Annotated in this window: 30 protein-coding genes and 2 tRNA genes; 14 read left to right on the plus strand and 18 right to left on the minus strand. The window is 59.9% G+C overall.

Annotated features, from left to right (window positions below):
- Positions 1-508 precede the first annotated feature (508 nt).
- The 9 genes from VMH22_08240 (at position 509) to VMH22_08280 (ending at position 7692) form a co-directional block, all read left to right on the plus strand.
- Positions 509-991: a hypothetical protein gene (locus VMH22_08240; protein ID HTW91684.1), complete on the plus strand. Its 483-nt coding sequence runs from the start codon at positions 509-511 to the stop codon at positions 989-991.
- Entirely contained in the window at positions 981-1178 is a 198-nt protein-coding gene (locus tag VMH22_08245; protein HTW91685.1) for a hypothetical protein, read from the plus strand. Before VMH22_08240 ends, VMH22_08245 begins: the two co-directional genes overlap by 11 nt.
- A 68-nt stretch (positions 1179-1246) precedes the next feature.
- Positions 1247-1825: a hypothetical protein gene (locus VMH22_08250; protein ID HTW91686.1), complete on the plus strand. Its 579-nt coding sequence runs from the start codon at positions 1247-1249 to the stop codon at positions 1823-1825.
- 123 nt (positions 1826-1948) lie between these two features.
- Complete coding sequence (locus tag VMH22_08255) at positions 1949-2605, plus strand: hypothetical protein (GenBank protein HTW91687.1); 657 nt, start codon at positions 1949-1951, stop codon at positions 2603-2605.
- 146 nt (positions 2606-2751) lie between these two features.
- A complete protein-coding gene (locus tag VMH22_08260) occupies positions 2752-3537 on the plus strand; it encodes a hypothetical protein (GenBank protein ID HTW91688.1) in 786 nt (261 codons plus the stop codon).
- Positions 3538-3897: 360 nt separating this feature from the next.
- Positions 3898-4524 carry a hypothetical protein gene (locus tag VMH22_08265; protein ID HTW91689.1) on the plus strand — a complete coding sequence of 209 codons (627 nt, stop codon included), beginning with the start codon at positions 3898-3900 and terminating at the stop codon, positions 4522-4524.
- A 156-nt stretch (positions 4525-4680) separates the two neighbouring features.
- Entirely contained in the window at positions 4681-5286 is a 606-nt protein-coding gene (locus VMH22_08270; protein HTW91690.1) for a hypothetical protein, read from the plus strand.
- Between the two features lie 94 nt (positions 5287-5380).
- Positions 5381-6742 (plus strand): phosphomannomutase/phosphoglucomutase, encoded by a 1362-nt coding sequence (locus VMH22_08275; protein ID HTW91691.1) that lies wholly within the window; start codon positions 5381-5383, stop codon positions 6740-6742.
- A gap of 137 nt (positions 6743-6879) precedes the next feature.
- Positions 6880-7692, plus strand: a complete 813-nt coding sequence (locus VMH22_08280) for a tRNA 2-thiocytidine biosynthesis TtcA family protein (protein ID HTW91692.1) — start codon at positions 6880-6882, stop codon at positions 7690-7692.
- Positions 7693-7750: 58 nt separating this feature from the next.
- Here VMH22_08280 and VMH22_08285 read toward each other — a convergent pair.
- The 18 genes from VMH22_08285 to rpsJ form a co-directional block, all read right to left on the minus strand.
- Positions 7751-7825, minus strand: a tRNA-Glu gene (locus tag VMH22_08285).
- A gap of 84 nt (positions 7826-7909) precedes the next feature.
- Positions 7910-8482 (minus strand): 50S ribosomal protein L6, encoded by a 573-nt coding sequence (rplF, locus tag VMH22_08290; protein ID HTW91693.1) that lies wholly within the window; start codon positions 8480-8482, stop codon positions 7910-7912.
- Between the two features lie 2 nt (positions 8483-8484).
- Positions 8485-8874 carry a 30S ribosomal protein S8 gene (gene rpsH, locus VMH22_08295; protein HTW91694.1) on the minus strand — a complete coding sequence of 130 codons (390 nt, stop codon included), beginning with the start codon at positions 8872-8874 and terminating at the stop codon, positions 8485-8487.
- A 9-nt stretch (positions 8875-8883) separates the two neighbouring features.
- Positions 8884-9069, minus strand: coding sequence for a type Z 30S ribosomal protein S14 (locus tag VMH22_08300; protein HTW91695.1), 186 nt, complete (start codon positions 9067-9069; stop codon positions 8884-8886).
- A 2-nt stretch (positions 9070-9071) separates the two neighbouring features.
- Entirely contained in the window at positions 9072-9620 is a 549-nt protein-coding gene (gene rplE / locus VMH22_08305; GenBank protein HTW91696.1) for a 50S ribosomal protein L5, read from the minus strand.
- Positions 9617-9940 (minus strand): 50S ribosomal protein L24, encoded by a 324-nt coding sequence (rplX, locus tag VMH22_08310; GenBank protein HTW91697.1) that lies wholly within the window; start codon positions 9938-9940, stop codon positions 9617-9619. Before rplX ends, rplE begins: the two co-directional genes overlap by 4 nt.
- 1 nt (position 9941) lies before the next feature.
- Complete coding sequence (gene rplN / locus VMH22_08315; protein ID HTW91698.1) at positions 9942-10310, minus strand: 50S ribosomal protein L14; 369 nt, start codon at positions 10308-10310, stop codon at positions 9942-9944.
- Positions 10307-10546, minus strand: coding sequence for a 30S ribosomal protein S17 (rpsQ, locus tag VMH22_08320; GenBank protein ID HTW91699.1), 240 nt, complete (start codon positions 10544-10546; stop codon positions 10307-10309). Before rpsQ ends, rplN begins: the two co-directional genes overlap by 4 nt.
- The gene (rpmC, locus tag VMH22_08325; protein ID HTW91700.1) at positions 10539-10763 is read right to left on the minus strand and encodes a 50S ribosomal protein L29; all 225 of its coding nucleotides are present in this window, start codon (positions 10761-10763) and stop codon (positions 10539-10541) included. Before rpmC ends, rpsQ begins: the two co-directional genes overlap by 8 nt.
- Positions 10750-11178 carry a 50S ribosomal protein L16 gene (gene rplP, locus VMH22_08330; protein HTW91701.1) on the minus strand — a complete coding sequence of 143 codons (429 nt, stop codon included), beginning with the start codon at positions 11176-11178 and terminating at the stop codon, positions 10750-10752. Before rplP ends, rpmC begins: the two co-directional genes overlap by 14 nt.
- 3 nt (positions 11179-11181) lie before the next feature.
- Positions 11182-11820 carry a 30S ribosomal protein S3 gene (gene rpsC / locus VMH22_08335; GenBank protein ID HTW91702.1) on the minus strand — a complete coding sequence of 213 codons (639 nt, stop codon included), beginning with the start codon at positions 11818-11820 and terminating at the stop codon, positions 11182-11184.
- Complete coding sequence (locus VMH22_08340; protein HTW91703.1) at positions 11821-12186, minus strand: uL22 family ribosomal protein; 366 nt, start codon at positions 12184-12186, stop codon at positions 11821-11823.
- 9 nt (positions 12187-12195) lie between these two features.
- The gene (gene rpsS, locus VMH22_08345; protein ID HTW91704.1) at positions 12196-12486 is read right to left on the minus strand and encodes a 30S ribosomal protein S19; all 291 of its coding nucleotides are present in this window, start codon (positions 12484-12486) and stop codon (positions 12196-12198) included.
- Entirely contained in the window at positions 12486-13313 is an 828-nt protein-coding gene (gene rplB / locus VMH22_08350) for a 50S ribosomal protein L2 (GenBank protein HTW91705.1), read from the minus strand. Before rplB ends, rpsS begins: the two co-directional genes overlap by 1 nt.
- Positions 13314-13601 (minus strand): 50S ribosomal protein L23, encoded by a 288-nt coding sequence (locus VMH22_08355; protein ID HTW91706.1) that lies wholly within the window; start codon positions 13599-13601, stop codon positions 13314-13316.
- Positions 13598-14212: a 50S ribosomal protein L4 gene (gene rplD, locus VMH22_08360; protein HTW91707.1), complete on the minus strand. Its 615-nt coding sequence runs from the start codon at positions 14210-14212 to the stop codon at positions 13598-13600. The genes VMH22_08355 and rplD overlap by 4 nt, the downstream gene beginning before the upstream one ends.
- Positions 14213-14215: 3 nt before the next feature.
- A complete protein-coding gene (gene rplC / locus VMH22_08365) occupies positions 14216-14836 on the minus strand; it encodes a 50S ribosomal protein L3 (GenBank protein HTW91708.1) in 621 nt (206 codons plus the stop codon).
- Positions 14833-15156 (minus strand): 30S ribosomal protein S10, encoded by a 324-nt coding sequence (gene rpsJ, locus VMH22_08370; GenBank protein ID HTW91709.1) that lies wholly within the window; start codon positions 15154-15156, stop codon positions 14833-14835. The genes rplC and rpsJ overlap by 4 nt, the downstream gene beginning before the upstream one ends.
- A 323-nt stretch (positions 15157-15479) precedes the next feature.
- Between rpsJ and VMH22_08375 the strand changes: the two genes are divergently transcribed.
- From VMH22_08375 to VMH22_08395, 5 genes are all read left to right on the plus strand, one after another.
- Positions 15480-16163 carry a methyltransferase domain-containing protein gene (locus VMH22_08375; protein HTW91710.1) on the plus strand — a complete coding sequence of 228 codons (684 nt, stop codon included), beginning with the start codon at positions 15480-15482 and terminating at the stop codon, positions 16161-16163.
- Between the two features lie 87 nt (positions 16164-16250).
- Positions 16251-16323, plus strand: a tRNA-Phe gene (locus VMH22_08380).
- Positions 16324-16347: 24 nt separating this feature from the next.
- Positions 16348-16605, plus strand: coding sequence for a 30S ribosomal protein S20 (gene rpsT, locus VMH22_08385; GenBank protein HTW91711.1), 258 nt, complete (start codon positions 16348-16350; stop codon positions 16603-16605).
- A gap of 168 nt (positions 16606-16773) precedes the next feature.
- A complete protein-coding gene (locus VMH22_08390) occupies positions 16774-17709 on the plus strand; it encodes a lysylphosphatidylglycerol synthase transmembrane domain-containing protein (protein ID HTW91712.1) in 936 nt (311 codons plus the stop codon).
- Entirely contained in the window at positions 17706-20189 is a 2484-nt protein-coding gene (locus VMH22_08395) for a YfhO family protein (protein HTW91713.1), read from the plus strand. The genes VMH22_08390 and VMH22_08395 overlap by 4 nt, the downstream gene beginning before the upstream one ends.
- Positions 20190-20208: the final 19 nt, after the last annotated feature.

The following is a 20208-nucleotide window of genomic DNA, read 5'->3' on the forward strand; positions in this document are numbered from 1 at the left end:
CTCAGTCCTTTGAAACGACCACCCCCGCTGGGGAGGTTGCTGCACCCGTAGCGGACGCTGCTACAGCGACCGTTGCGGCTCCCGTAACGGCACAAGCTACGACCCCAGCAACGGCGACTGCTACAGCGCAAGCTACGACCACGGCTACGACACCAGCTACAACTCCGGCTACAGCTTCAGCAACGGCCACAGCTACAGCAACCGCTACGGCATCAGCTACGGCCCAAGGTCCGGCTCCGGTTACGGGTACAGCAACGGCGCGTGCAACGGCCAGAGTTACGACTCCGGCTACGGCTCAAGCAACGGCCGGAGCAACAGCACCAGCCACGGCTTCAGCCAGAGTTCCAGCTGGCGCACTCGCCACCACATCCGCGCCGCTCCTCCACCCAAGTCGCCTCCAAGACGAGTGTCTTCTCCGGTGTCCGCTGCGGTAACAACGCCGCTGAGTTCGTCGTCAGGAACGGGGCAGTCGTGTTGACATCCGTCTGACCAGAGGTATCCTATGGACGTGAAGCAACGGCCACTGCTGTACATCGAGACCTCGGTCTTCGGTTTCTACTACGGCGAAGAACCGCGCAACGCGCTCAGACGAGAGGGAGTGCGGGAATTGTTCAGGCAGCTCGAGCTGGGCATCCTGAATGCCGTCGTATCAAGATTGACGCTACGCGAACTCAATCGCTCCCCCGAGCCGCGCCGAACGGGGACTTTGTCGCTTGCCCGCCTTGCCCAACTGCTTGAGACTGACGATGAGAAAGCGGAGAGACTGGCCTCCCTGTATGTTACCGAAGGAGTGATTCCCGCTGCATTCGAGGCCGATGCGCTTCACGCCGCCTATGCGACAGTGTCCGAATGTGACGTACTGGTAACGCTCAACCTGAAGCACCTCGCGAACGAGTGGGCAGGACGGAAACTCAACGCCGTGAACGTACGTGAAGGCTACCCGCCCGTCAGCATCAGAACTCCCGAGGAGGTAGTGCGCTATGAAGAGTGAGAATCAAGATTGGCTCGACTGGCTGCACAACATGCGACGCGAGGAAGAGGAACGCCGGGTCCGCGAAGGCAAGAGCCTGCGTGAATGGCTGCGTCAGGTCAATGCCGAGGCCGACGCCATGATGGCCCAACTGACAGACCAAGGCCATCCTGCCGTCGCCCGCGACAAGCCGCAGTCGGGCAAGTGAAATATCCCGCCCCGGACTTGACGGGTCCCGAGTTAGGTTGTGTCCCCGTTTCTACCCGTAGTTCCATCATGTCCGCGATGAGGATCGGCGTCCTGCTCTTGTTGCTCGCGTTCTCTCTGGCCGCGGCGTGGGGCCGCAAGCCGCCGAAGGAAGAGGCAGTCAACATGCGACAGCTCTCGACGAGCGAGGTGACGGACATCCTCAGCAAGTTCCCCGTGATGGCGGCCAGCTATCTCACCCCCCACAGAGACGAAATGGATTCGCTTGCCCGCCTAGACGGATTCATCGAAATGACAGCGGCTCCGCTGAAGCGCACTTTCCCTGCAGCCCGGTTCTTTCAGGAACAAGTCCGCAAGGATCCGCCATATTTCTATCTTTGGGCGTTTGCTGGAGACAAGCGGTACATGTTGTTCTGGGACTTCAACCGGCTGCTTCTCGACAATGGTCTACAGGTGAGTGATGACAGCATAGTAGAGCTGGCAGAGGCATTTGTCGTCTTGTCTCTCGGAACTGAGATGCGCTCGTTCCCCGGTATCACATTCCTGGGTGCGACGATGACAAAGCAGATGACAAACGGAGAACCTCACAACGCCATACTGAGGGTGAGGATTGGCGAACGGGACGAGGAGTGGTACTTCAACGTCTGACACAGTCAATTCTCGTTCGTATCCAGGAGAAGCGCAAAGGAAGCGCTCGGTGTGTACCTGCCCACTACGGTCGACTCTCTTCCGGGTTGGGTACACGTTGACACTCCAAGCATAGATATGAAGATGGGTTCGAGTGATGCCTGCGCATCGGGACGGATGTCGGCCGAGGACTCACTGAAAAAACCGGCAGAGGAGGTCAAGGTCACCGTGCGGCCAGCCTCGACGAGCGAGGTAATGGATATCCTTCGGAGGTTTCCCGGGATGGTGCCCGACTACCTTTCCTCGCAGAACAACGATACGGGACTACTCAAATACCTGTTCCCGTTCAAGGAAGTGACGTCTGCCCCAGTGGAACGTGTCTTCCCGGGTGTTCGGTTCTACCAAGGGATCGACCGAAGCAGAAGCTGCGGGGCGGAATATCCGTACATGATTGCTATCGCCGGTCACAAGCGCTATTGGATGCCCGGGGAGTTCAACCGGTTGCTCTTCGACAATGGTTTGTTGGTCACCGAAGGGAACATGGCCGAGCTGGGAAAGGTCCTCTTCATCTTGGCCGTTGGGAGTGGAGGTACCCTCCCCGAGATTGCCTTCCTGGATGGTGCCAAAATAAAGGAGATCAAGGGCGGGGTATCCTATGACGTTAGACTCAAGGTGAAGGTCAACGAACAGGAAGAGGAGTGGTGTCTTACCACCCTGTATGGCCACTTCTCAGGGGCATCGAGAAGAAATACCAAGGACCTCATCATGGATTACTGGCTGAACAGCGTCGAATCTCCTTAGGGTAAATGGAAGACGCCGCTCAGGTTAGGGAGCACCCCAGCACCTTCTCCGTTGACACCCCCGCCCGCGAGTTCTACAATCCAGTCGTGGTCGAGTCTTCCAACGGGCAGGTATATGCATGTGAGCCTTGGCCGAATGGAGTTCTTGTGAAGAACGTGCTGTCACTCAGCCTGCTGACCGCGCTGCTGTTCTCGGCGGGAGGCTGCTCAAAGGTCAGCCTGGAGCCGTTGCAGGGCGGGGTCGCATTCGATGTCGTTGAGAACTACGCCCCTCCTTACGACAGCGGGTATCCGAGGATTGAGCTCTCGATGTCGACCGAGAAAGTGTACCCGGACATCCAACGGACCATCGCCGCGGACGTTCGGGCAATCGGCCCATATGTGTCAGTCGACATCTGGGGAATTCAATGCCCGGATGTCCTCTACGAAGTGCCGGGCCCGGCGAGTTCCGATTGGCCTCTGGACGTAGGCGACGGTCAATACCTGTGTCAGATCACACACGGCTGGGACAGCGACTGGTACGCTTTGGCGGTCACTGACTCCTATCTTCGCGTGTCTCCCATCGAAGGGAACTTCACCCAGACTGCACCGGACCTTTACTGGCGTCACCCGGTGAACTCGTTTGCGTACATCTGCGGGACGACGGATGAAGACACGTGGGTGTACGACGACTTCCTCGATTCTCTCAGAAGCCGCGTGAACCTTACCGAGTTCAGCTTTCCTGATTCCGGTGAGATTCCGTACCCATGTTCCAGCGCGGGCCACTGGCGCAACAGGCCGGCCCGGTACTTCCGGTATCAAGATGATGCCGACTACGAAGCAGCCGGCCGGGTACTGGCAGAGTATGCGAAGAACGTACTCGCGCAGCGCCCAGGAGTCGGCATCATGCTGATAGACTGGAAGAACCGGAGACACACAAGCTGGGAGAGCTAGGAGAAGAGTATCGCCGCCATCGGGGGATTCTGGGGCCGACACCCCATCCAGGAGCTTCGGGACATCGCGCCGCCAGAGGCAGCGAGTGAGCAGTGAGGAAGTTAGCAGTTAGGAGAAGGAAGCCGGGCGTCCTGTCCGGCACGACCTAGCAGCCGACGGCTGACAGCGACTGCCTTCATCCTTGGACCCTAGCCCTAATCCCCCAGCCCCTTCCATCGGTTGACATCCGTCCTCGCGAGTTCTAGAATCCTGTCACGGACAGGACGAGCAGCTCCGATTGTGGCGACACCGAGCCCTGAAGTCTGGTCGTGGCCGCGCGGCTGTCGCTCGTGTAGTTCTGAGAGGAGGAAGACAATGCGAATGCAAACGGTTCCGTTCGTAGTCTTCATTGGGATGCTGGTAGCTCCGGCCCAGGCGCAACTGGACCAGGGCCTTTTCGGCTCCACCGAACCCAGACCCGGGCCGGTTGCGTACACGTTAGAGGGACTCGGCGCGGTGGGAACCGGTGTGCTCTTCGCCCTGGTTCCCTCGATTGTGACCGCCACGCAAACACTGGATGACGACTGGAGCTACGGCGAAGGCTGGAGTACATCATTGATCGCGTGGGGCTGTGTGACTGCGGCGGCCTACTCGGCCGGTAGCGCTGCCGGCGCGGGCTGGGTCGGACAAGCCTTACATTGGGACGGCAGCCCTGCCTGGTCGTACGGTCTCGCCTTCGTGCCGGCGGTCGTCGTGGGCAGTGCGGCGATTATCGGCAAGCGGGTAGCCTATTCCGGCTGGCGGGACGCCAGTATCTGGTTCCTCATCGCCGGAGCGCCGGTTCTGGCCACGGTAGGATACAACCGGCAGGTGAGTCCCGGAGGTTACGGCTACCATCCGGGCAGATTCCTGCCGCCGAGCCTCGCGGCTCGGTTTGAGAGACAACGCGAGGCAGGCGAGCGCCCGGGAGTCACAGTGGACGCCAGGCTTCTGACCGTGCGATTCTGATGGGTGAGGCGATGCCTGGGGCTCGCCCCTCGATTGCGCCCGGCCTTTTGACACCCCCACCCGCAAGTTCCAGAATCCCGCCGTGCCCCGTTCGGCAAGTCCGTGGGAATTCGAGAATGGACACCATACGTGCTGTTGCTCAAGAAGGGAGAGAGGATGGATAACCGGAGTCGCCCGTACTCCTGTGGGCCGCTCGTAAGACTGGCCCTCACTGTTTCATCGGCGGCGGTTCTGCTCGCGGGCTGCGGGCCGTCCGGTCCGAGCCGCACGGTCGAGAACTACTTCCCTTTGGCAGTAGGGAACCAATGGTGCCTGGCCAGGACAAATCCCCGCGATACGGCGGTGATTGAGCTCACCGACAGCCTCATCCTGGAGGGGCTGACGTACTACAAGTCGCCAGACCCCGGCGACACGAACACCGTGCACTGGTACGTGCACCGGAACGGCGAGCTGAGAATGTACAGCACTCGAATTGACAGCACGCCGGAGGACACGGGCAGCTATTTGCTGCTGCTCAGGGAACCGTTCGACAAGGACTCGACGTGGCCTTCGCCGAACGACCCACGGGAGACGCTCAGAGTCATTGACCGGGATTTCACACTCAACGTGCCCGCCGGGACGTTTGAGCACTGCGTCGAGGTCGAAGCCAACATCGCGAGCACCTACTTCTACGCGCCCGGAGTCGGTTTGGCCGAGTTAGGCCCGCTCCCGGACACGTCATACATAATCAACTACCTGCTCCTGAGCTACGTCATCAAGTAGAACCAGGCCGCAGAGCCGTGAGCAGGGTCCACCTCTGCGCGTCCGGTTTCTCAGCCCGATTTGCCCGGCGCCGCATCTTTGGTAGGATTAGATCATGAATCCGTTGATCTTCAGGGAATACGACATCCGAGGAATTGCGGAAACCGAGCTTGAGGACGATGGTGTCTACCGGCTCGGCCAGGCCTTCGGCACCTACGCACTCGAGCACGCCGCGACACTCTGTCCGGTCGGTCGCGACATTCGCCTTTCCGGCCCGCGCATTCAGAAGGCGCTGACCGCCGGCCTTCTGTCAACCGGGCTGAACGTCGTTGACATCGGCGTGGTACCGACGCCGGTCTTCTATTTCTCGCAGTTCCATCTCGACACGCGCGCCGGCATGATGGTAACCGCAAGTCACAATCCGCCGCAGTACAACGGGTTCAAGGTGGGGCTGGAACGGACGACCATCTACGGGGAAGAAATCCAATCCCTGCGTCGCCTGATGGAATCGGGCAGGTTCAGGCAGGGCAGGGGCGTCCTGAGTGCCAAGGACGTCATTCCTGACTACGTAGACACTCTCCGGTCGAAGGTATGCATCAGTAACCAGCTGCGTGTAGCATTCGACCCGGGCAACGGCTGCGCCGGGGTTCTGCTTGAACGGCTGTTCGCCGGCACCAAAGTCACGCCCGAGTATATCAACCTGCGTCCGGACGGTACGTTTCCCGCCCACGTGCCGGACCCGACCGTGCCGAAGTACATGAAGCAGCTTACCGACCTGGTGCTCGCCAAGAACTTCGACTGCGGCATCGGCTACGACGGCGACTCCGACCGCATCGGCGCCATCGACGACAGAGGGAAATCGGTCTACGGCGACCGCCTGCTCGGCATCTGCGCGACCGAGGTCATCAAGAACCACCCGGGCGCCAAGATCGTGTTTGAAGTGAAGTGCTCGCAGGGGCTGGTCGAGTACATTGAGCATATCGGTGGCACGCCGCTGATGTGGAAGACCGGGCATTCCCTGATAAAGGCGAAAATGAAAGAGGAAGGCGCGCTATTGGCCGGCGAGATGTCGGGACACATGTTCTTCGCCGATGACTACTACGGTTACGACGACGCCCTGTTCGCCTCACTGCGTCTGCTGAGCATTATCTCCTCTACCGGCAGGAAGCTCTCCAGTCTGGCCGCAGACATGCCCTCATATCCGACCACTCCGGAGCTGCGAGCTGAGTGCCCGGATGAGCTGAAGTTCAGAATCGTCGATGAGGTACGCGACCATTTCCGCGGGAAGTATGAGGTCATCGACATCGATGGAGCGCGAGTCGTATTCCCGGATGGCTGGGGGCTGATCCGCGCGTCCAACACGCAGGCCGTGCTTGTCCTGCGTTTCGAGGCAAGGACCGAGGAGCGGCTGGCCCAGATACAGAAGCTCTTCTACGACCAGCTCGCCAAGTACCCGCAGGTGCGACTGCCCGATTGAGAAAGCGGACGGCGGCTGGAGTCACCTGCTCCAATACCCGACTTGCCGGTCGGCCATCAGCCGGAACGCCTGAAGGTTCCGACGTCCCAGACTGACTGCGTGCCCCCACACACCTCGATTTCGGCCTGCCCTTTCTCGTGAGCTGGATCACCAGGCGCGTATCGCGGCTGGCCCGCAAAGTCGTTGGTTCGGGCCGCCTGGTTGCGAGAGGTGAACGCATTGTCGCTGGTGTCTCCGGCGGGGTCGACAGCCTTTGCATGATCCACCTGCTCAATGCCATTAACCAGGGCGACGGACATTGCTGGGAACTGCAGGCCGTGCACGTCGACCCGGGGTTCGACGGGTGGAGCACCGCACGGGTTACGCGTGCATGCGCGGCGATAGGAGTCCCCTGCACGGTGCTGCGCACGGACGTACACGGAGCGGCAAAACAGAGCGGACATGATTCCTGTTATGCCTGCGCCCGTGAAAGGCGCAAGGCGCTGTTCGCCTTTTGCGACAAGCAGGGCAGCGCAAGACTCGCCCTCGCGCATATTCTGGACGACGTCAATGAGACTTTTCTCATGAACCTGCTGTTCACGTCCTCAGCCCGCACAATCCTGCCGGTCCAGCCGTTGTTCAGCGGCAGGCTGGCCATCGTCCGGCCGCTGTATTACGTCGACAAAGGCCTGGTCCGGCGCTACGCAAGAGCCGTTGGAATCAGAGCGATCCGGAATCGCTGCCCGTTCGGCCGCTCAAGCTCGAGGTCGTCGGTTCGTCGGTTTCTGAACCGGCTTTACGCCGACGACCCGCGCATCAGGACGAACCTTTTCGCGGGCCTGCACAATCTGAAGGTTGAGTACCTGCCCAAGCCGAGACACGGGAAGCCTCGTTCTGTCGTCGAACGTCACCGGCTTCCGGCGGTCGTGTCGACCCCGTTCGGGAACAGCGCGCCAGGCGGTGGCTCCTGAACCCGTTCGACGACACGCACGAGTCCTGAAAGAGAGAGGCGGCCGCCTGGCCGCCTGATAGCCCCATGCGGATTTGAACCGCAGTCTTCTGGCTGAGAACCAGATGTCCTGGGCCAGACTAGACGATGGGGCCCTCTGGTAGAATACTATTCCGGATTTGGCACAGGTCAAGCACGCCGCTCACACGAACACCGCAAACCGGGTTGAAGCGGGAAACCTACGCCTGCTGGGTGCCGGCCGCGCGCTTGCCCTGCTTCTTGCGCACGTGCTGCCCCTTGTACCTGAGGCCCTTGCCACGGTAGACATCCGGTGGCTTGGTGCGATGGATGATGGCGGCAAGCTGTCCTACTGCGTGGCGATCGATGCCGCGGACGGCTATCTCGAACATCTGCAGCTTGGGATCATCGGGGTCCGGCACTTGATTAACATCTAGCGTGACACCCGGCGGCGGTGAGAAATCAACCGGGTGGGAAAAACCACATGTGACTTGAATGCCGTCCTTCGTCTTCTGCGCCTTGTAGCCCATGCCACGCAGCTCAAGCACCTTCTGGTAGCCTTGGACCACTCCGTCGAAGGCGTTGCCGAGATGCGCACGTAGCGTGCCGACGTGCACTCGCGGCACCGAAGGATCCGAATCCACCGATATGTGCGCGTCCGCGAGTTTCACTGTAAGGCCGGGTACCACCGGGATCGTCAGCGTCCCCAACTTGCCTTTCACCACCACCTGGTCCGGCTGGACCTTCACGTCGACACCGGCCGGCACTGCCAACGGACGGTATGACTTGGCCATTGCTACCAGACCTTGCAGAGAGCTTCGCCGCCGACACGCTTGCGTCGCGCGTCACGGTCGGTCATCACTCCGCGGGAAGTGGTAAGTATCGCGACGCCCAGACCGCCGATGATGCTAGGCAGCTTGTCGACACCGACGTGCAGCCGACGGCTCTGACGCGACATTAGCTCGATGCCACGAATAACCGAGGCGCCATCCTCATCGTACTTCAAGCTGACGATGATGCGCTTGCCGTGCCCTTCGCCTTCGACCTGGAAGTTGCTGATGAAACCCTCTTCCAACAACACCCGCGCCAGTTCGTACTTCATGCGCGCGTAAGGTGCGGACACCTCTCTCTGGCGAATGCGAAGACCATTCCGTATGCGCGTCAGGAAATCAGCGAAAGCATCCAATACTCCTCCTTACCAGGTGGCTTTGCGCACGCCCGGGATTTCGCCGCGTAGTGCGAGGTCCCGGAAGCAGAGCCGGCAGAGCATGAATTCCCGGTATACCGCGCGCGATCGGAAGCAGCGCAGGCACCGATTGTGCTTGCGTACCTTGAACTTCGGTTCCTGTTGCGACTTAACAATCCAGCACCGACGTGCCATGGCTATTTGCCCTTCGCGAACGGTAGGCCCAGCTCGGCCAGAAGCACCCTTGCCTCATCGTCATGCCTGGCGCTCGTGTGGAAAGTAACATTCATGCCGAATATCTTCTTCACCTTCGAGACCTCCAACTCCGGGAAGATCGCCTGCTCCTGCAGTCCCATTGTATATCCTCCCCTGCCATCGAAGGAATCGGCTTTGAAGCCCTGGAAGTCGCGGATTCGCGGGGAGGCGAAGTTGAACATCCGGTCGATGAACTCGAACATCCGGTCTCCACGAAGGGTCACCTTCACGCCAAGCGGGAGTCCCTCACGAATCTTGTAGGTCGAAAGCGCCCGTTTGGCCACCGTGCGGCATGGCCGCTGGCCAGTAACCGTGGCGATGTCCTCGCTGATCAGGTCCAACACCTTCACATCGGCGACCGCGTCCTTAGTGGTTGTGTTGATAACGACCTTCAGCAACCTCGGCACTTGATGTCGGTTCTTGTAACCGAAACGCGCGACCAACGCTGGCACAACGCGCTTCACATAGTCCTGTTTGATTCTGGGCGTCATACGTCGATAATCTCGTCACATTTCCTGCAGATGCGAACCCGCCGGCCTTCGTGGGGTTCGCGTCTGACTCGGCTTCGCTTGCCACACTTCGGGCAGAGCATTGCAACGTTCGAGGCATCGAACGAGTTCGGCAGGTCGACGATCCCTCCCGGCTTACCCGTGCCCCGGGACCGCTGATGCTTCTTGGCCAAGTTCAATCCCTCAACGAAGACGTGATAGCTTCCGTTCTCTTTGTTCAGCTCGACTCTGAGGACCTTGCCGCGCCGACCGCGCTCTTCGCCACTAAGCACTTCGACGAGGTCGCCTTTGCGCAGGTACATCTCAGACCACCTCGGCGGCGAGCGACGCGATTTTCGTGTACTTCCGCTCACGCAACTCGCGCGCCACCGGTCCAAAGACCCGAGTTCCCTTGGGCTCACCCTTGTCATCGACAAGTACGCACGCGTTGTCGTCAAATCGTACGTACGTTCCGTCAGGCCGCCGGTGCTCCTTGCGGCAACGCACAACGATTGCTTTTGACTTCTCGCCGCGCTTAACCGTGCCATTGGGCAACGCGTCCTTCACCGTCACCATCACCGTATCGCCAAGCCAGCCGAATCTTCGCCTCGAACCGCCGTAGACGCGGATGACCATCGCCAGCCTGGCGCCGGAATTGTCGGTTACTACGAGCCGAGTAAAATCCTGTATCACAGCTTCTTTACCACTCGCCAGCGCTTGAGCCGCGACATCGGGCGGGTCTCGACGAGCTGGACACGGTCGCCCTCTCGACACTCGGCCCGCTCGTCATGCGCGTACAGCTTTGTTCGCTTTCGGATGTGCTTCTTGTACTTCGGGTGCATTTCCAGCCGATGGACCGTCACCACAACGGTCTTCTGCATCTTGGCCGATGCGACCCTGCCAACCACGGTTCGGCGACTATCACGCATTGTTCTTGGCCGCGGGCTTTGCCTCACCCGCAATCTCCTTCGCACGCAGTACTGTCAGACAGCGGGCAATGTCACGGCGGAGCAGTCGCAGTCGAAGCGGATTCGGCAGCGCCTCTGCGGAACGCCGCAATCTCAACTTGAACTGCTCGTCCTTCAGCTCCGCCAGCTTGCGCAGAAGCTCGTCCCGCGTCATCTCGCGCAGCTCAGAAGCCCTCATAGCTCATTTCTCCTCTGACCACGACCCTGGTGCGGCAGGGCATCTTGCTGCCAGCCTGACGCAGGGCATCGGACGACTCTGCCGGGGTTAGTCCTCCGAGCTCAAACATGACTGTGCCCGGCTTGACAACCGCCACCCAGAACTCCGGTGTGCCCTTACCCTTACCCATTCGCGATTCCGCCGCTTTCTTGGAAACCGGCTTGTCAGGGAAGATTCGGATCCACATCTTACCTGCTCGCTTGAGCGATTTCGACAGACAGATCCTCGCCGCTTCGATTTGGCGAGCAGTAATCCAGCAGGGCTCGAGCGCGATCAGGCCCTGGTCGCCGAAGTCGACCCGGTTGGCGCGTGTGGCTTTGCCGCTCATGCGACCTCGCATCGCCCGGCGGTACTTCACCCGTTTCGGCATCAACATCGCTCAGGCCCTCTCCCCGGCGGCCGCATCACCCTTATATATCCAAACCTTAACACCGACCGTGCCGGCAATGGTCCGAGCGACATCGGTCGCGTAGTCGATGTCGGCCTTGAGGGTATGCAACGGCACGCGCCCTTCACGATACCACTCAGTACGAGCAATCTCGTGACCGCCGAGCCGGCCCGCCACCATGACCTTGATGCCCGGAGCGCCGAGACGTATAGCCTGCGTCACTGCCCTTTTCATGGCCCGGCGGTGGGCAACGCGCTGCTCCAGCTGGCGAGCAACGTTCTGGGCCACGAGCTTCGATTCGAGCTCGGGCACGCGCACCACCTCAACCATGATCTGTACGTCCCTTCCGATCAGGGCCTTCAGTTCGTCGCGCAATGCATCAAGCGCCTGGCGCCGAGTACCGAACACCATCCCGGGCCTGGCAGTGAAGATAGTAATCGTGGTGCGGTTCGCCACTCGCTTGATCAGGACATCGGAGATCATTCCCTCGTTCAGCTTCGTCTCGACATAACGCCGAATCTTGAGGTCCTCGTGCAGGTAACCGCTGTATCCCTTCTTCGAGAACCAGGATGACTTCCAATCTTTGCTGATCCCGAGCCGGAAGCCGATCGGGTGTGTCTTCTGGCCCACTTAGACTCTCACTCCCTGTTTGGTTGCGACCCGTATGCGGACGTGAATAGTTGGCTTACGTATCGGTGTGGCCATACCACGAGGTCCGGGCTGCCAGCGTTTGGGCTTCAAGATCGGTCCTTGGTCGACTCGTACCTCGGTGACGACCAAGTCCTCTTCCTTGAGCTTCGCCTTTCCCGCCTTGACAATGGCGTTGGACACTGCCGAGCGGAGCGTCTTCATCAACGGAGCCTTCGAAGGCTTGACTAGAAATGCGAGCGTTCTCAGCGCTGTGGGTACATCCCGACCGCGAATCAAGTCCGCGACGAGAGTCAGCTTCTTGGCTGAACCCGGCTGGAAGCGGCCGACAGCAAAAGCCTCAATCATTGTCAGTCCCTAGCTCTTCTTTTCCTCGGCCTTTTCCTTGCGTACACCCGAGTGTTGTCGGAAAGTCCGAGTCGGCGAGAATTCGCCCAGCCGATGCCCAACCATGCGTTCGGTCACATACACCGGCAGGAATTGTCGACCGTTGTGAACGGCTATGGTGTGACCTACGAACTCAGGCGGTATCACACTTCGCCGCGCATAGGTCTTAACCGTACGCTTCTCCCCCGCCTCAACCTGCTGGCGCACGCGGCGAAACAGCTTCTGGTCGATGTAGGGACCCTTCTTGATTGAACGCCCCACTACTTCTTTCTCCTCTGGACAATCATCCGACTAGACTTCTTCTTACGGTTGCGTGTCTTATATCCCTTGGCCGGGATCCCACGCTCGGAACACGGATGTCGCCCGCCCGAGCTCTTGCCCTCACCGCCGCCCATTGGGTGGTCAATCGGGTTCATCGCGACGGCCCGCGAGACCGGCCGAATGCCCATGTGTCGTGACCGACCGGCCTTACCGATGGAAATGTCCTTGTGTTCAGGATTGGAGAGACGTCCGATGGTCGCCCGGCAACCGAGGTGGAATCGCCTGATCTCACCGGACGGGAGCTTGACCACCGCCATGTCCTCCTCTTTGTTGAGGACCTGGGCAGCAGTGCCGGCCGACCGCACGAGAAATGATCGGCTCTGCGGATAGAGCTGAATGTTGTGAACCTCGACGCCGACTGGAACGTCAACGAGTGACATTGCATTGCCGTCGCGGATCGGCAGGCCTCTGCCTGAATTCACGGTGTCACCGACCTTCAGGCCCTGCGGACACAGAATGTAGCGGTATTCGCCATCGGCATGGCAGACCAGTGCAATCCGAGCTGATCGGTTCGGATCGTACTCGACCGAGACGACCTTACCTGCTATCCCAATCTTGTCGCGCATGAAATCGACCACGCGATACTGCTGCTTTTCACCGCCGCCAATCCACTTGTTCGTCTTCCGGCCTGTGTTATTACGTCCGCCGGTTTTCGCCAGAGGACGCAGTAGCGACTCATGCGGCTTATCCCGCGTAATCTCCTCAAAAGTCGGCACCATGAAGTAACGCCGCGCTGGCGTTGTCGGGCGGTAGCTCTTCACGCCCACTTAGCGCTCCAGACTTTCGATTCGCTCGCCCGGCTTCAAGGTCACAATCGCCTTCTTCCAGTCCGGACGACGACCCGAGAAACGACCCATGCGTCGCATCTTGCCCATATAGTTCATGACACGCACGTCCCGCACATGGACCTTGAAAAGCTTCTCAACCGCGTCGCGCACCGCAATCCTGTTTGCCGCCGGCGACACCTTGAACGTGTACCGAGACTGCTCTGCCTTCAGCCGCTCGGCTTTCTCCGTGACCACCTGGCTGAGAATGACTCTCGTCGGCTCCATCATTGCACTCCTGCTGCGAGGCGCTTCAGGGCTGATTCGGTCAGCACTATCCGCTGGTGCGAAATCACAGCGTGAGTGCTTACGTGCCCCGCCGCCATCACGGTAAGATCCGGCAGATTCCGGCTGGCGCGCTTCATCGGTTCGGAAGTTTCACCCGTAAGCAGAAGCACTCTGCCTTCCAGGCCAAGTCCTTTGATCACTTTGACCATCTCCTTGGTCTTGGGTTCGGGCAACTCAAAGTCCTCTACAACCGTGACCGCATGCTCACTCTTTCTTGCGCTCAAGGCAAGTGCCAGTGCCTGCCGGCGGAACTTCTTAGGTAACTCGTAAGCGTAGTCACGCGGCTTCGCGCCCCAGGCAATGCCGCCGCCGACGAACTGCGGCGAGCGTTTCGAACCTTGGCGCGCGTGGCCCGTGTGCTTCTGACGGTGCGGCTTCTTGCCCGTGCCCGAAACTTCGGCCCGGGTCTTGGTGGAGGCGTTGCCTTGGCGCTGGTTTGCGAGGTAGCACTTAACCGCCTCCCAGACCAGGCCTTTCTTGCCTTTCTGGTCGAACAGACCGGCCGGCAATTCGACCTGCCCCTTCACCGCGCCGCCGATGGTCAGCAAGTCCAACGCTTACACCTTCTTCCGAATCAAGACCAGGCCTCCTCGATGGCCGGGTATCGCGCCGTTCACGTAGAGGACGCCCTTTTCGGGCTCAAGCTTGACGATTGACAGGTTCCGGATAGTCACCTGCTCGACACCGTAATGGCCAGCCTGCGTTCGACCCTTCAGAGGGCGACCCGGAGTCGTGCCCGAGCCGAGCGAGCCGATTCTGCGGCTGAACATTGAGCCGTGCGAGGCCGGGCCGCCATGCCAGCCCCAGCGCTTCATTCCACCGGTGAACCCGCGGCCCGTGGTGATGCCGGTCACGTGCACCGTGTCGCCCAGCGCAAACACGCCCACGCCCAGCTTCTGACCGACGCTGTAGTCAGCGACCTTGTCAACTTCTATCTCTTGCAGGGACCGGGCCGGCGGCACTCCGGCCTTCTTGTAGAAACCAAGCAGCGGCTTCGATGACTTCCGCTTCGATACAGCGCCGAAGCCGATCTGGAGCGCATCGTAGCCATGCCGGTCCTGCGTGCGCTTCCCGACGACGACGCATTCACCAACCTTCACCTGGGTCGCCGGGACAACCACGCCACGCTCATCATAGAGCTGGGCCATGTCGCCCTTCTGACCGATGAGCGCGATCATGCCGACCTGATCTCCACTTCCACCCCTGCCGGCACTTCCAGCTTCATCAGGGCATCCACCATTTCCGCAGTGGCGTTGGATATTTCTATGAGGCGCTTATGCACCCGCAGTTCGAACTGCTCGCGCGACTTCTTGTCGACGTGAGGTGAACGGAGCACGGTGAAGAGCGTGCGCTTGGTCGGCAGCGGAACCGGTCCCGATACCTGGGCGCCCGTGCGCTTCGCGACCTCCACGATATCCTTGGCGCTCTGGTCGAGGATGCGGTGGTCGTACGCCTTCAGTTTGATCCGTATCTTCTTTGCACTTCTTATTAAGCTCATACCGATCTCACGTTACGAAACAATACCGTCGAGTCTAGCTCGTCTGCCTTTCTGCTTCTGCCGGTTGTAAAAGGGGCCTCTGTGTTGGCCCAGTCGCCATCCTAGCGAAAGCTGGACAATATAGCCAAATAGCGCTACTTGTCAACACTTAAGTTGCGGTCCCGAATCGCTACCTGCGTCGCGCCGGCACCACGCCTGGTGTCGAACCACCGGCGCAGCGAACCGCGGCCGGAGCGCCGTGGCGCTACGCGCACGTCCTTGACAGTTGAATCTTGGCCTATAGCCTAATCCGACTCGGGCATGCTCGAGCCGATTACCAACACATGAGACTAGGTACGTACTACCGCTACCGAATGCTGGGCTTCTCTGGCCTCTGGAACGAGGTTCGGGCAACCGACGACGTACTCGACGTCGGCGGACTTGACGGATACGTCCTGTCCAGGCTCGAGTGCCGCTCGAAGATGCTGGTGGACCCCGACGCCAGACCGACGTTTGACGGCATTGACTATGTCAAGGCCGATTTCCTAACCCATAACTTCGAGGGCCGTCAATTTGACCGCGTGTTCTCTTTGGACGTCATCGAGCACATCCCAACCGGCACCGAGCCGCTTTTCATCAACCGCATCGCTGAGTTGCTCAAGGACGGCGCAACCGCCTACGTGACAACCCCCTCCAAGGACATCAGGGTGTTCCCCAACTTCCTCCGCGCATGGGTCGCCCGCAAATGGGCGCACGACAAGTGCTTTGGCTACTCCGCGGATGAGTTGAGGACATTCCTTAAGGACACGGACCTGGAGTGTCAACTGGTGGAACTCAATGCGCCGGCATACCTCTTCTGGTATCTTCCGGTACGAGCACTGCAAGACCTCATGCCGGCCGGTTTCGTGAACTACATTCTCACCCGATTGGCGGCCTACGATGCCCGCCACGCCGCCGGTACAAGGGGCTACTTCCTCCTCAAGATACGAAGAAGACCAGCCGCAGAAACCGGCCCCTGGGCGCCCTGACCGTGCTCGGCGCACATCGCGCCCGAGCCTTGACCTACCTGCTGTTGGTTGACATCCAGATGTTTTGCCCTAGAATGGCCCTGCTTTGCCGGGATAGCTCAGTTGGTAGAGCACGGGACTGAAAATCCCGGTGTCCACAGTTCAATTCTGTGTCCCGGCACCTTTTGTACTCGATGGAGGAGTATTGGCAAAGAGAATCGCATCGGCCCAGAAGCAGGCTCGCAAGAGCGAGAGACGCCGTGACTTCAATCGCAGCAAGCGGCAGACGCTCAAGGCCGCACTGAAGAACCTTGCGGCGGCAAAGACCAAGGATGAAGCAGCGAAGTTGCTGCCCGGAGTCCAGTCGCTGATTGACAAGTCGGCCAAGCGGCAAATCGTACACCACAAAACCGCGGGCAGACTAAAGTCCAGGCTCGCCCGCGAAGCGGCCGACCTCAAGTAGCCGAGCGCGGCGAAGGTCGCCGCATCAACTGCTCCTTCCCTATTCACTGATCACTTTGTTGCGTGTGGCCCGCTCCGCGGCGGAGACACGAACGCAGGAGCCTTGATGTCACCCTCACCTGCACCGGCGGGGTCGAACTCCGGCGAGCCGGACAAGACCAGATCTGACATGCCACGCCGCAGCAGGGTCAGCCGACTGCTGAGGTGGACAATCGGCACGCTAGTCGTGGTAGCCTGTTTCTACTTTCTGGTGGCAAAGCTTGCCCATGACTGGCACAAGATACCCTGGAACGAAACCAGGCTGAGCGTCCCGCTGCTGGTTTCGGCCTTCCTTGTGATGTTCATATGGATGGTCGTATACGGCTTAACGTGGAAGGTCCTATTGCAGGGACTGGGCGAACGAATCTCGCTGTTCAACTCGGTCTCGGTGCTCGCGGTTTCTCAAATCGGCAAGTACATACCCGGCAAACTGTGGTTCACGGTCGGGCGAATGTACCTGGCAAAGAAACACGGAGTCAGCGAAGCCAAGACTGCAGTCAGCACGGCCATGGAAATCGCGCTGTCCCTGCTGGGCGCCGTGGTACTCTTCGCCCTGGCGGTCGCGCTCGTGCCCCGCGGCATCATACCGAGCCGTGCGTACCTCGCATTCCTCCTGGCTCCGCTTTGCGTGGTCGCGGTGTATCCGCCGGTCCTGAACTGGGCCACCGGCCTCATTCTGAAATGGCTGCGACAGCCCGTCTTCAGAATCAGAATGTCATTCGCAAGGCTGGTCGGCATCCTCGGACTGTATGTTTGCATGTGGATAATCGAAGGCCTCGGCTGCTATCTCCTTGTCCGTTCCTTCTACCCCATCGGGCTTTCGACTTTGCCCATGGTCGCCGGTGCGTTCGCTCTCTCCTGGATTCTGGGGTTCATCGTCCTGATCAGCCCGGCAGGCCTCGGAGTGAGAGAGAGCATCTTCACATTTGCACTGCAACTGGTCATGCCGGTACCGATAGCCATCATTGCGGCTCTTCTCTCAAGGATCTGGATTACCGGCACGGAGGGTCTGCTGGCTCTGGTCTTTACTTTGCTGCCCAGACTCGGTAAGCTGAGGGCCCGATGAAACATCAGAAAGAGAAGCAACCACAGAAACCCGAACCCGCAAGACAGTTTGGTCCGGACATACCGGATTCTCGTCTGAACGGCATCGCGATAGTTCTCTTCGCAGTGCTGCCGATCCTCTTCTACGGCAAGTATCTGTTCGGCAGCAACATGCTCTTCGGCACTGACTGGCTTGGCGCGGGCAGCTACATGTGGCGCGAGTTCATGGCCACATACATCAGGACCCACGGCAACGTTGCTCTCTGGTGGCCGGCCCTCCTTTGCGGTCAACCGACAGTCGCCGGCTTCTTTGCCGACATGTTCTACCCGACGCTGCTGCTTCGCCTCTTCCTGCCGGTACACGTGGTCTGGACCTGGACCTTCGTGATTCATCACTTTCTCGCCGGCCTCGGCACGTACCTGTTTCTGCGCGAACTCAAACTCTCGGTGTTACCGGCCGCGCTCGGCGGCCTCGCCTACGAGTTTGCCGGCAGCCTGATAACCCTTGCGTACGCAGGTCATGACGGACGCTTGATTGGTTCGGCGCTGATGCCGCTCGCTCTGTTCTTCCTGCACCGCGGCATGACCCGGCGGCAGTTTGTGTGGTTTGCCCTGATGGGCTTCGTCATCGCAATGCAGCTCTTCTCCGGACACGTACAGAAAGTGTACTACACCGGACTGATGTTGTTCGCTTGGTTCCTGTTCATGGTCATCCGCACCGCAACACAAGAGAAATCTGTATCCACGGTGGTCAAGCTGACCGCCTACTTCGGCATTGGAGCCGGGCTCGGCGCCGCCATCGCAGCGATACAGTACCTGCCCGTCTACGGCAATATGGCGTTTGCCTCCCGTGGCGGCGAGCGTGGCTACGCCTACGCCTCGTCCTGGTCGATGCCGATCATCGAGACCTTCGATCTCCTTACCCCTAAGTTCTCGGGCGGACTCGACAGCTACTGGAGCGCAAACGTGTTCAAGCTCCATAGCGAGTACCTCGGCATCATACCTCTGCTTTTCGCGTTCGTCGCTGTCTGGCGGCGTTGGAAGGACCGCAACGTCAAGTTCTTCACCTTCTCCTTCGTTGGGGCGCTGTTGATGGCTTGGGGCGGCAACACGCCTTTCTACTACATTCCCTACTATCTCTTCCCGGGCATCAGCAAGTTCCGGGGCCCGGCGATGATATTCTTCCTTGCCGCATTCTCGCTGGTTGTCCTCGCCGGGCTTGGCATCGACCATGTCCTGCGACGTTTGAAAGACGATGATGGCGGTAAGACGACGAAGACGGTGCTGACCTTTGGCGCAATTCCGGTCGCGCTTCTTCTGCTCTTCGCAACGCTCAAGGGGCCCCTGCTGTCACTGCTCGGCTCGACCACGATTCACACGTCCGAGAAGCTTCAGGCGCTGGCGAACAACTACCCCAACATGCTCAGCGGCTTCCTGCTCGCGGTCGTCTTTGCCGCGCTCGCCTTCATGCTGGTGCGGCTGCTGGTAAGCAGGAGGGCGACCCCGACTGCCTTTGCCGCCGGCATTGCCGCAGTCATGATCCTTGACATGGGACTGTCGCTGAATCTCTGGAATCCCTCCCGAGGATATGTCCGCGGCGTTCCGTCGCCAGATGCGTACTTCACCCCCGATGAAGCCGTCACTTTTCTCAAGCAGGATACCTCGCTCTACCGGGTCCTCCCCTGGCAGTACGAGCGCACCGACGACGGGATTCTTGCGTATAACGGCATCCAGAGTGTCGCCGGCCAGATGCCCAACCCGCTGCAGGACTACCAGGATTTCACCGGAGCCGGCTCAAGTGTGTTCTTCCGTCCGGACAACATGCTGATTCAGAACTTCATGGACCTGTCGAACGTCAAATACGTGATAAGCGTTGTTCTGCCGCAGGACGTGTCACGTTACGACGAACGAACCCGGCAGGTTATTCAGCAGATTCGGGTATACTTCAACCAGTCCCGGTTCGAGCCGGTCTTTGCCGGCCAGAAATATGCCGTCTATCGCAACAAGACCGTTCTGCCCCGCGCCTTTATTGCCTCCGGTTACAGGGTGGTGAGAGACAAAGACGAAGTCCTGAACACCCTGACACAGCCCAGCTTCAACCCGGCGCAGACCGTCCTGCTCTACAAGAACCCCGGTTTCGCGGCTGGCACCGACTCGTCGGCGGGAACCGCACAGGTCTCGAGCTACGACTGCAACGAGGTCAAAGTCAAAGCCAGCCTGACCGCGCCCGGCCTGCTTGTTCTGACCGACAATTACGTGCCGGACTGGAAGGTCTACGTTGACGGCAAGAAGTCGGAACTACTTCAGGCCTACCACACATTCCGAGCGGTGGCCCTCACCGCCGGGCAACACGACGTGGCGTTCCGCTACGAATCCAAGTACTACAAGCTCGGTTCGTACGTCTCCCTGCTTGGCATCATTTTCCTCTGCGTGGTTCTGGTCATCGGTCTCATCCGGAGCCGGCGAACACGAGTGACAACGCTCGGTGGCCAGGCGGTCTAACGCGGCTGTGACTCCACGC

The organism is bacterium, from assembly GCA_035505375.1.
Classification (GTDB): domain Bacteria; phylum Hydrothermota; class Tepidihabitantia; order Tepidihabitantales; family Tepidihabitantaceae; genus UBA2258.

Bases quoted from the DNA above. Each gene is read 5' to 3' on its own strand.
- VMH22_08245 (HTW91685.1), top strand. From the start codon at position 981: ATGAAGAGTGAGAATCAAGATTGGCTCGACTGGCTGCACAACATGCGA.
- VMH22_08250 (HTW91686.1), top strand. From the start codon at position 1,247: ATGTCCGCGATGAGGATCGGCGTCCTGCTCTTGTTGCTCGCGTTCTCT.
- VMH22_08255 (HTW91687.1), top strand. From the start codon at position 1,949: ATGGGTTCGAGTGATGCCTGCGCATCGGGACGGATGTCGGCCGAGGAC.
- VMH22_08265 (HTW91689.1), top strand. From the start codon at position 3,898: ATGCAAACGGTTCCGTTCGTAGTCTTCATTGGGATGCTGGTAGCTCCG.
- VMH22_08270 (HTW91690.1), top strand. From the start codon at position 4,681: ATGGATAACCGGAGTCGCCCGTACTCCTGTGGGCCGCTCGTAAGACTG.
- VMH22_08275 (HTW91691.1), top strand. From the start codon at position 5,381: ATGAATCCGTTGATCTTCAGGGAATACGACATCCGAGGAATTGCGGAA.
- rplF (HTW91693.1), bottom strand. From the start codon at position 8,482: ATGGCCAAGTCATACCGTCCGTTGGCAGTGCCGGCCGGTGTCGACGTG.
- VMH22_08300 (HTW91695.1), bottom strand. From the start codon at position 9,069: ATGGCACGTCGGTGCTGGATTGTTAAGTCGCAACAGGAACCGAAGTTC.
- rplE (HTW91696.1), bottom strand. From the start codon at position 9,620: ATGACGCCCAGAATCAAACAGGACTATGTGAAGCGCGTTGTGCCAGCG.
- rplX (HTW91697.1), bottom strand. From the start codon at position 9,940: ATGTACCTGCGCAAAGGCGACCTCGTCGAAGTGCTTAGTGGCGAAGAG.
- rpsQ (HTW91699.1), bottom strand. From the start codon at position 10,546: ATGCGTGATAGTCGCCGAACCGTGGTTGGCAGGGTCGCATCGGCCAAG.
- rpmC (HTW91700.1), bottom strand. From the start codon at position 10,763: ATGAGGGCTTCTGAGCTGCGCGAGATGACGCGGGACGAGCTTCTGCGC.
- rplP (HTW91701.1), bottom strand. From the start codon at position 11,178: ATGTTGATGCCGAAACGGGTGAAGTACCGCCGGGCGATGCGAGGTCGC.
- VMH22_08340 (HTW91703.1), bottom strand. From the start codon at position 12,186: ATGATTGAGGCTTTTGCTGTCGGCCGCTTCCAGCCGGGTTCAGCCAAG.
- VMH22_08355 (HTW91706.1), bottom strand. From the start codon at position 13,601: ATGATGGAGCCGACGAGAGTCATTCTCAGCCAGGTGGTCACGGAGAAA.
- rplC (HTW91708.1), bottom strand. From the start codon at position 14,836: ATGATCGCGCTCATCGGTCAGAAGGGCGACATGGCCCAGCTCTATGAT.
- rpsJ (HTW91709.1), bottom strand. From the start codon at position 15,156: ATGAGCTTAATAAGAAGTGCAAAGAAGATACGGATCAAACTGAAGGCG.
- VMH22_08375 (HTW91710.1), top strand. From the start codon at position 15,480: ATGAGACTAGGTACGTACTACCGCTACCGAATGCTGGGCTTCTCTGGC.
- VMH22_08390 (HTW91712.1), top strand. From the start codon at position 16,774: ATGCCACGCCGCAGCAGGGTCAGCCGACTGCTGAGGTGGACAATCGGC.
- VMH22_08395 (HTW91713.1), top strand. From the start codon at position 17,706: ATGAAACATCAGAAAGAGAAGCAACCACAGAAACCCGAACCCGCAAGA.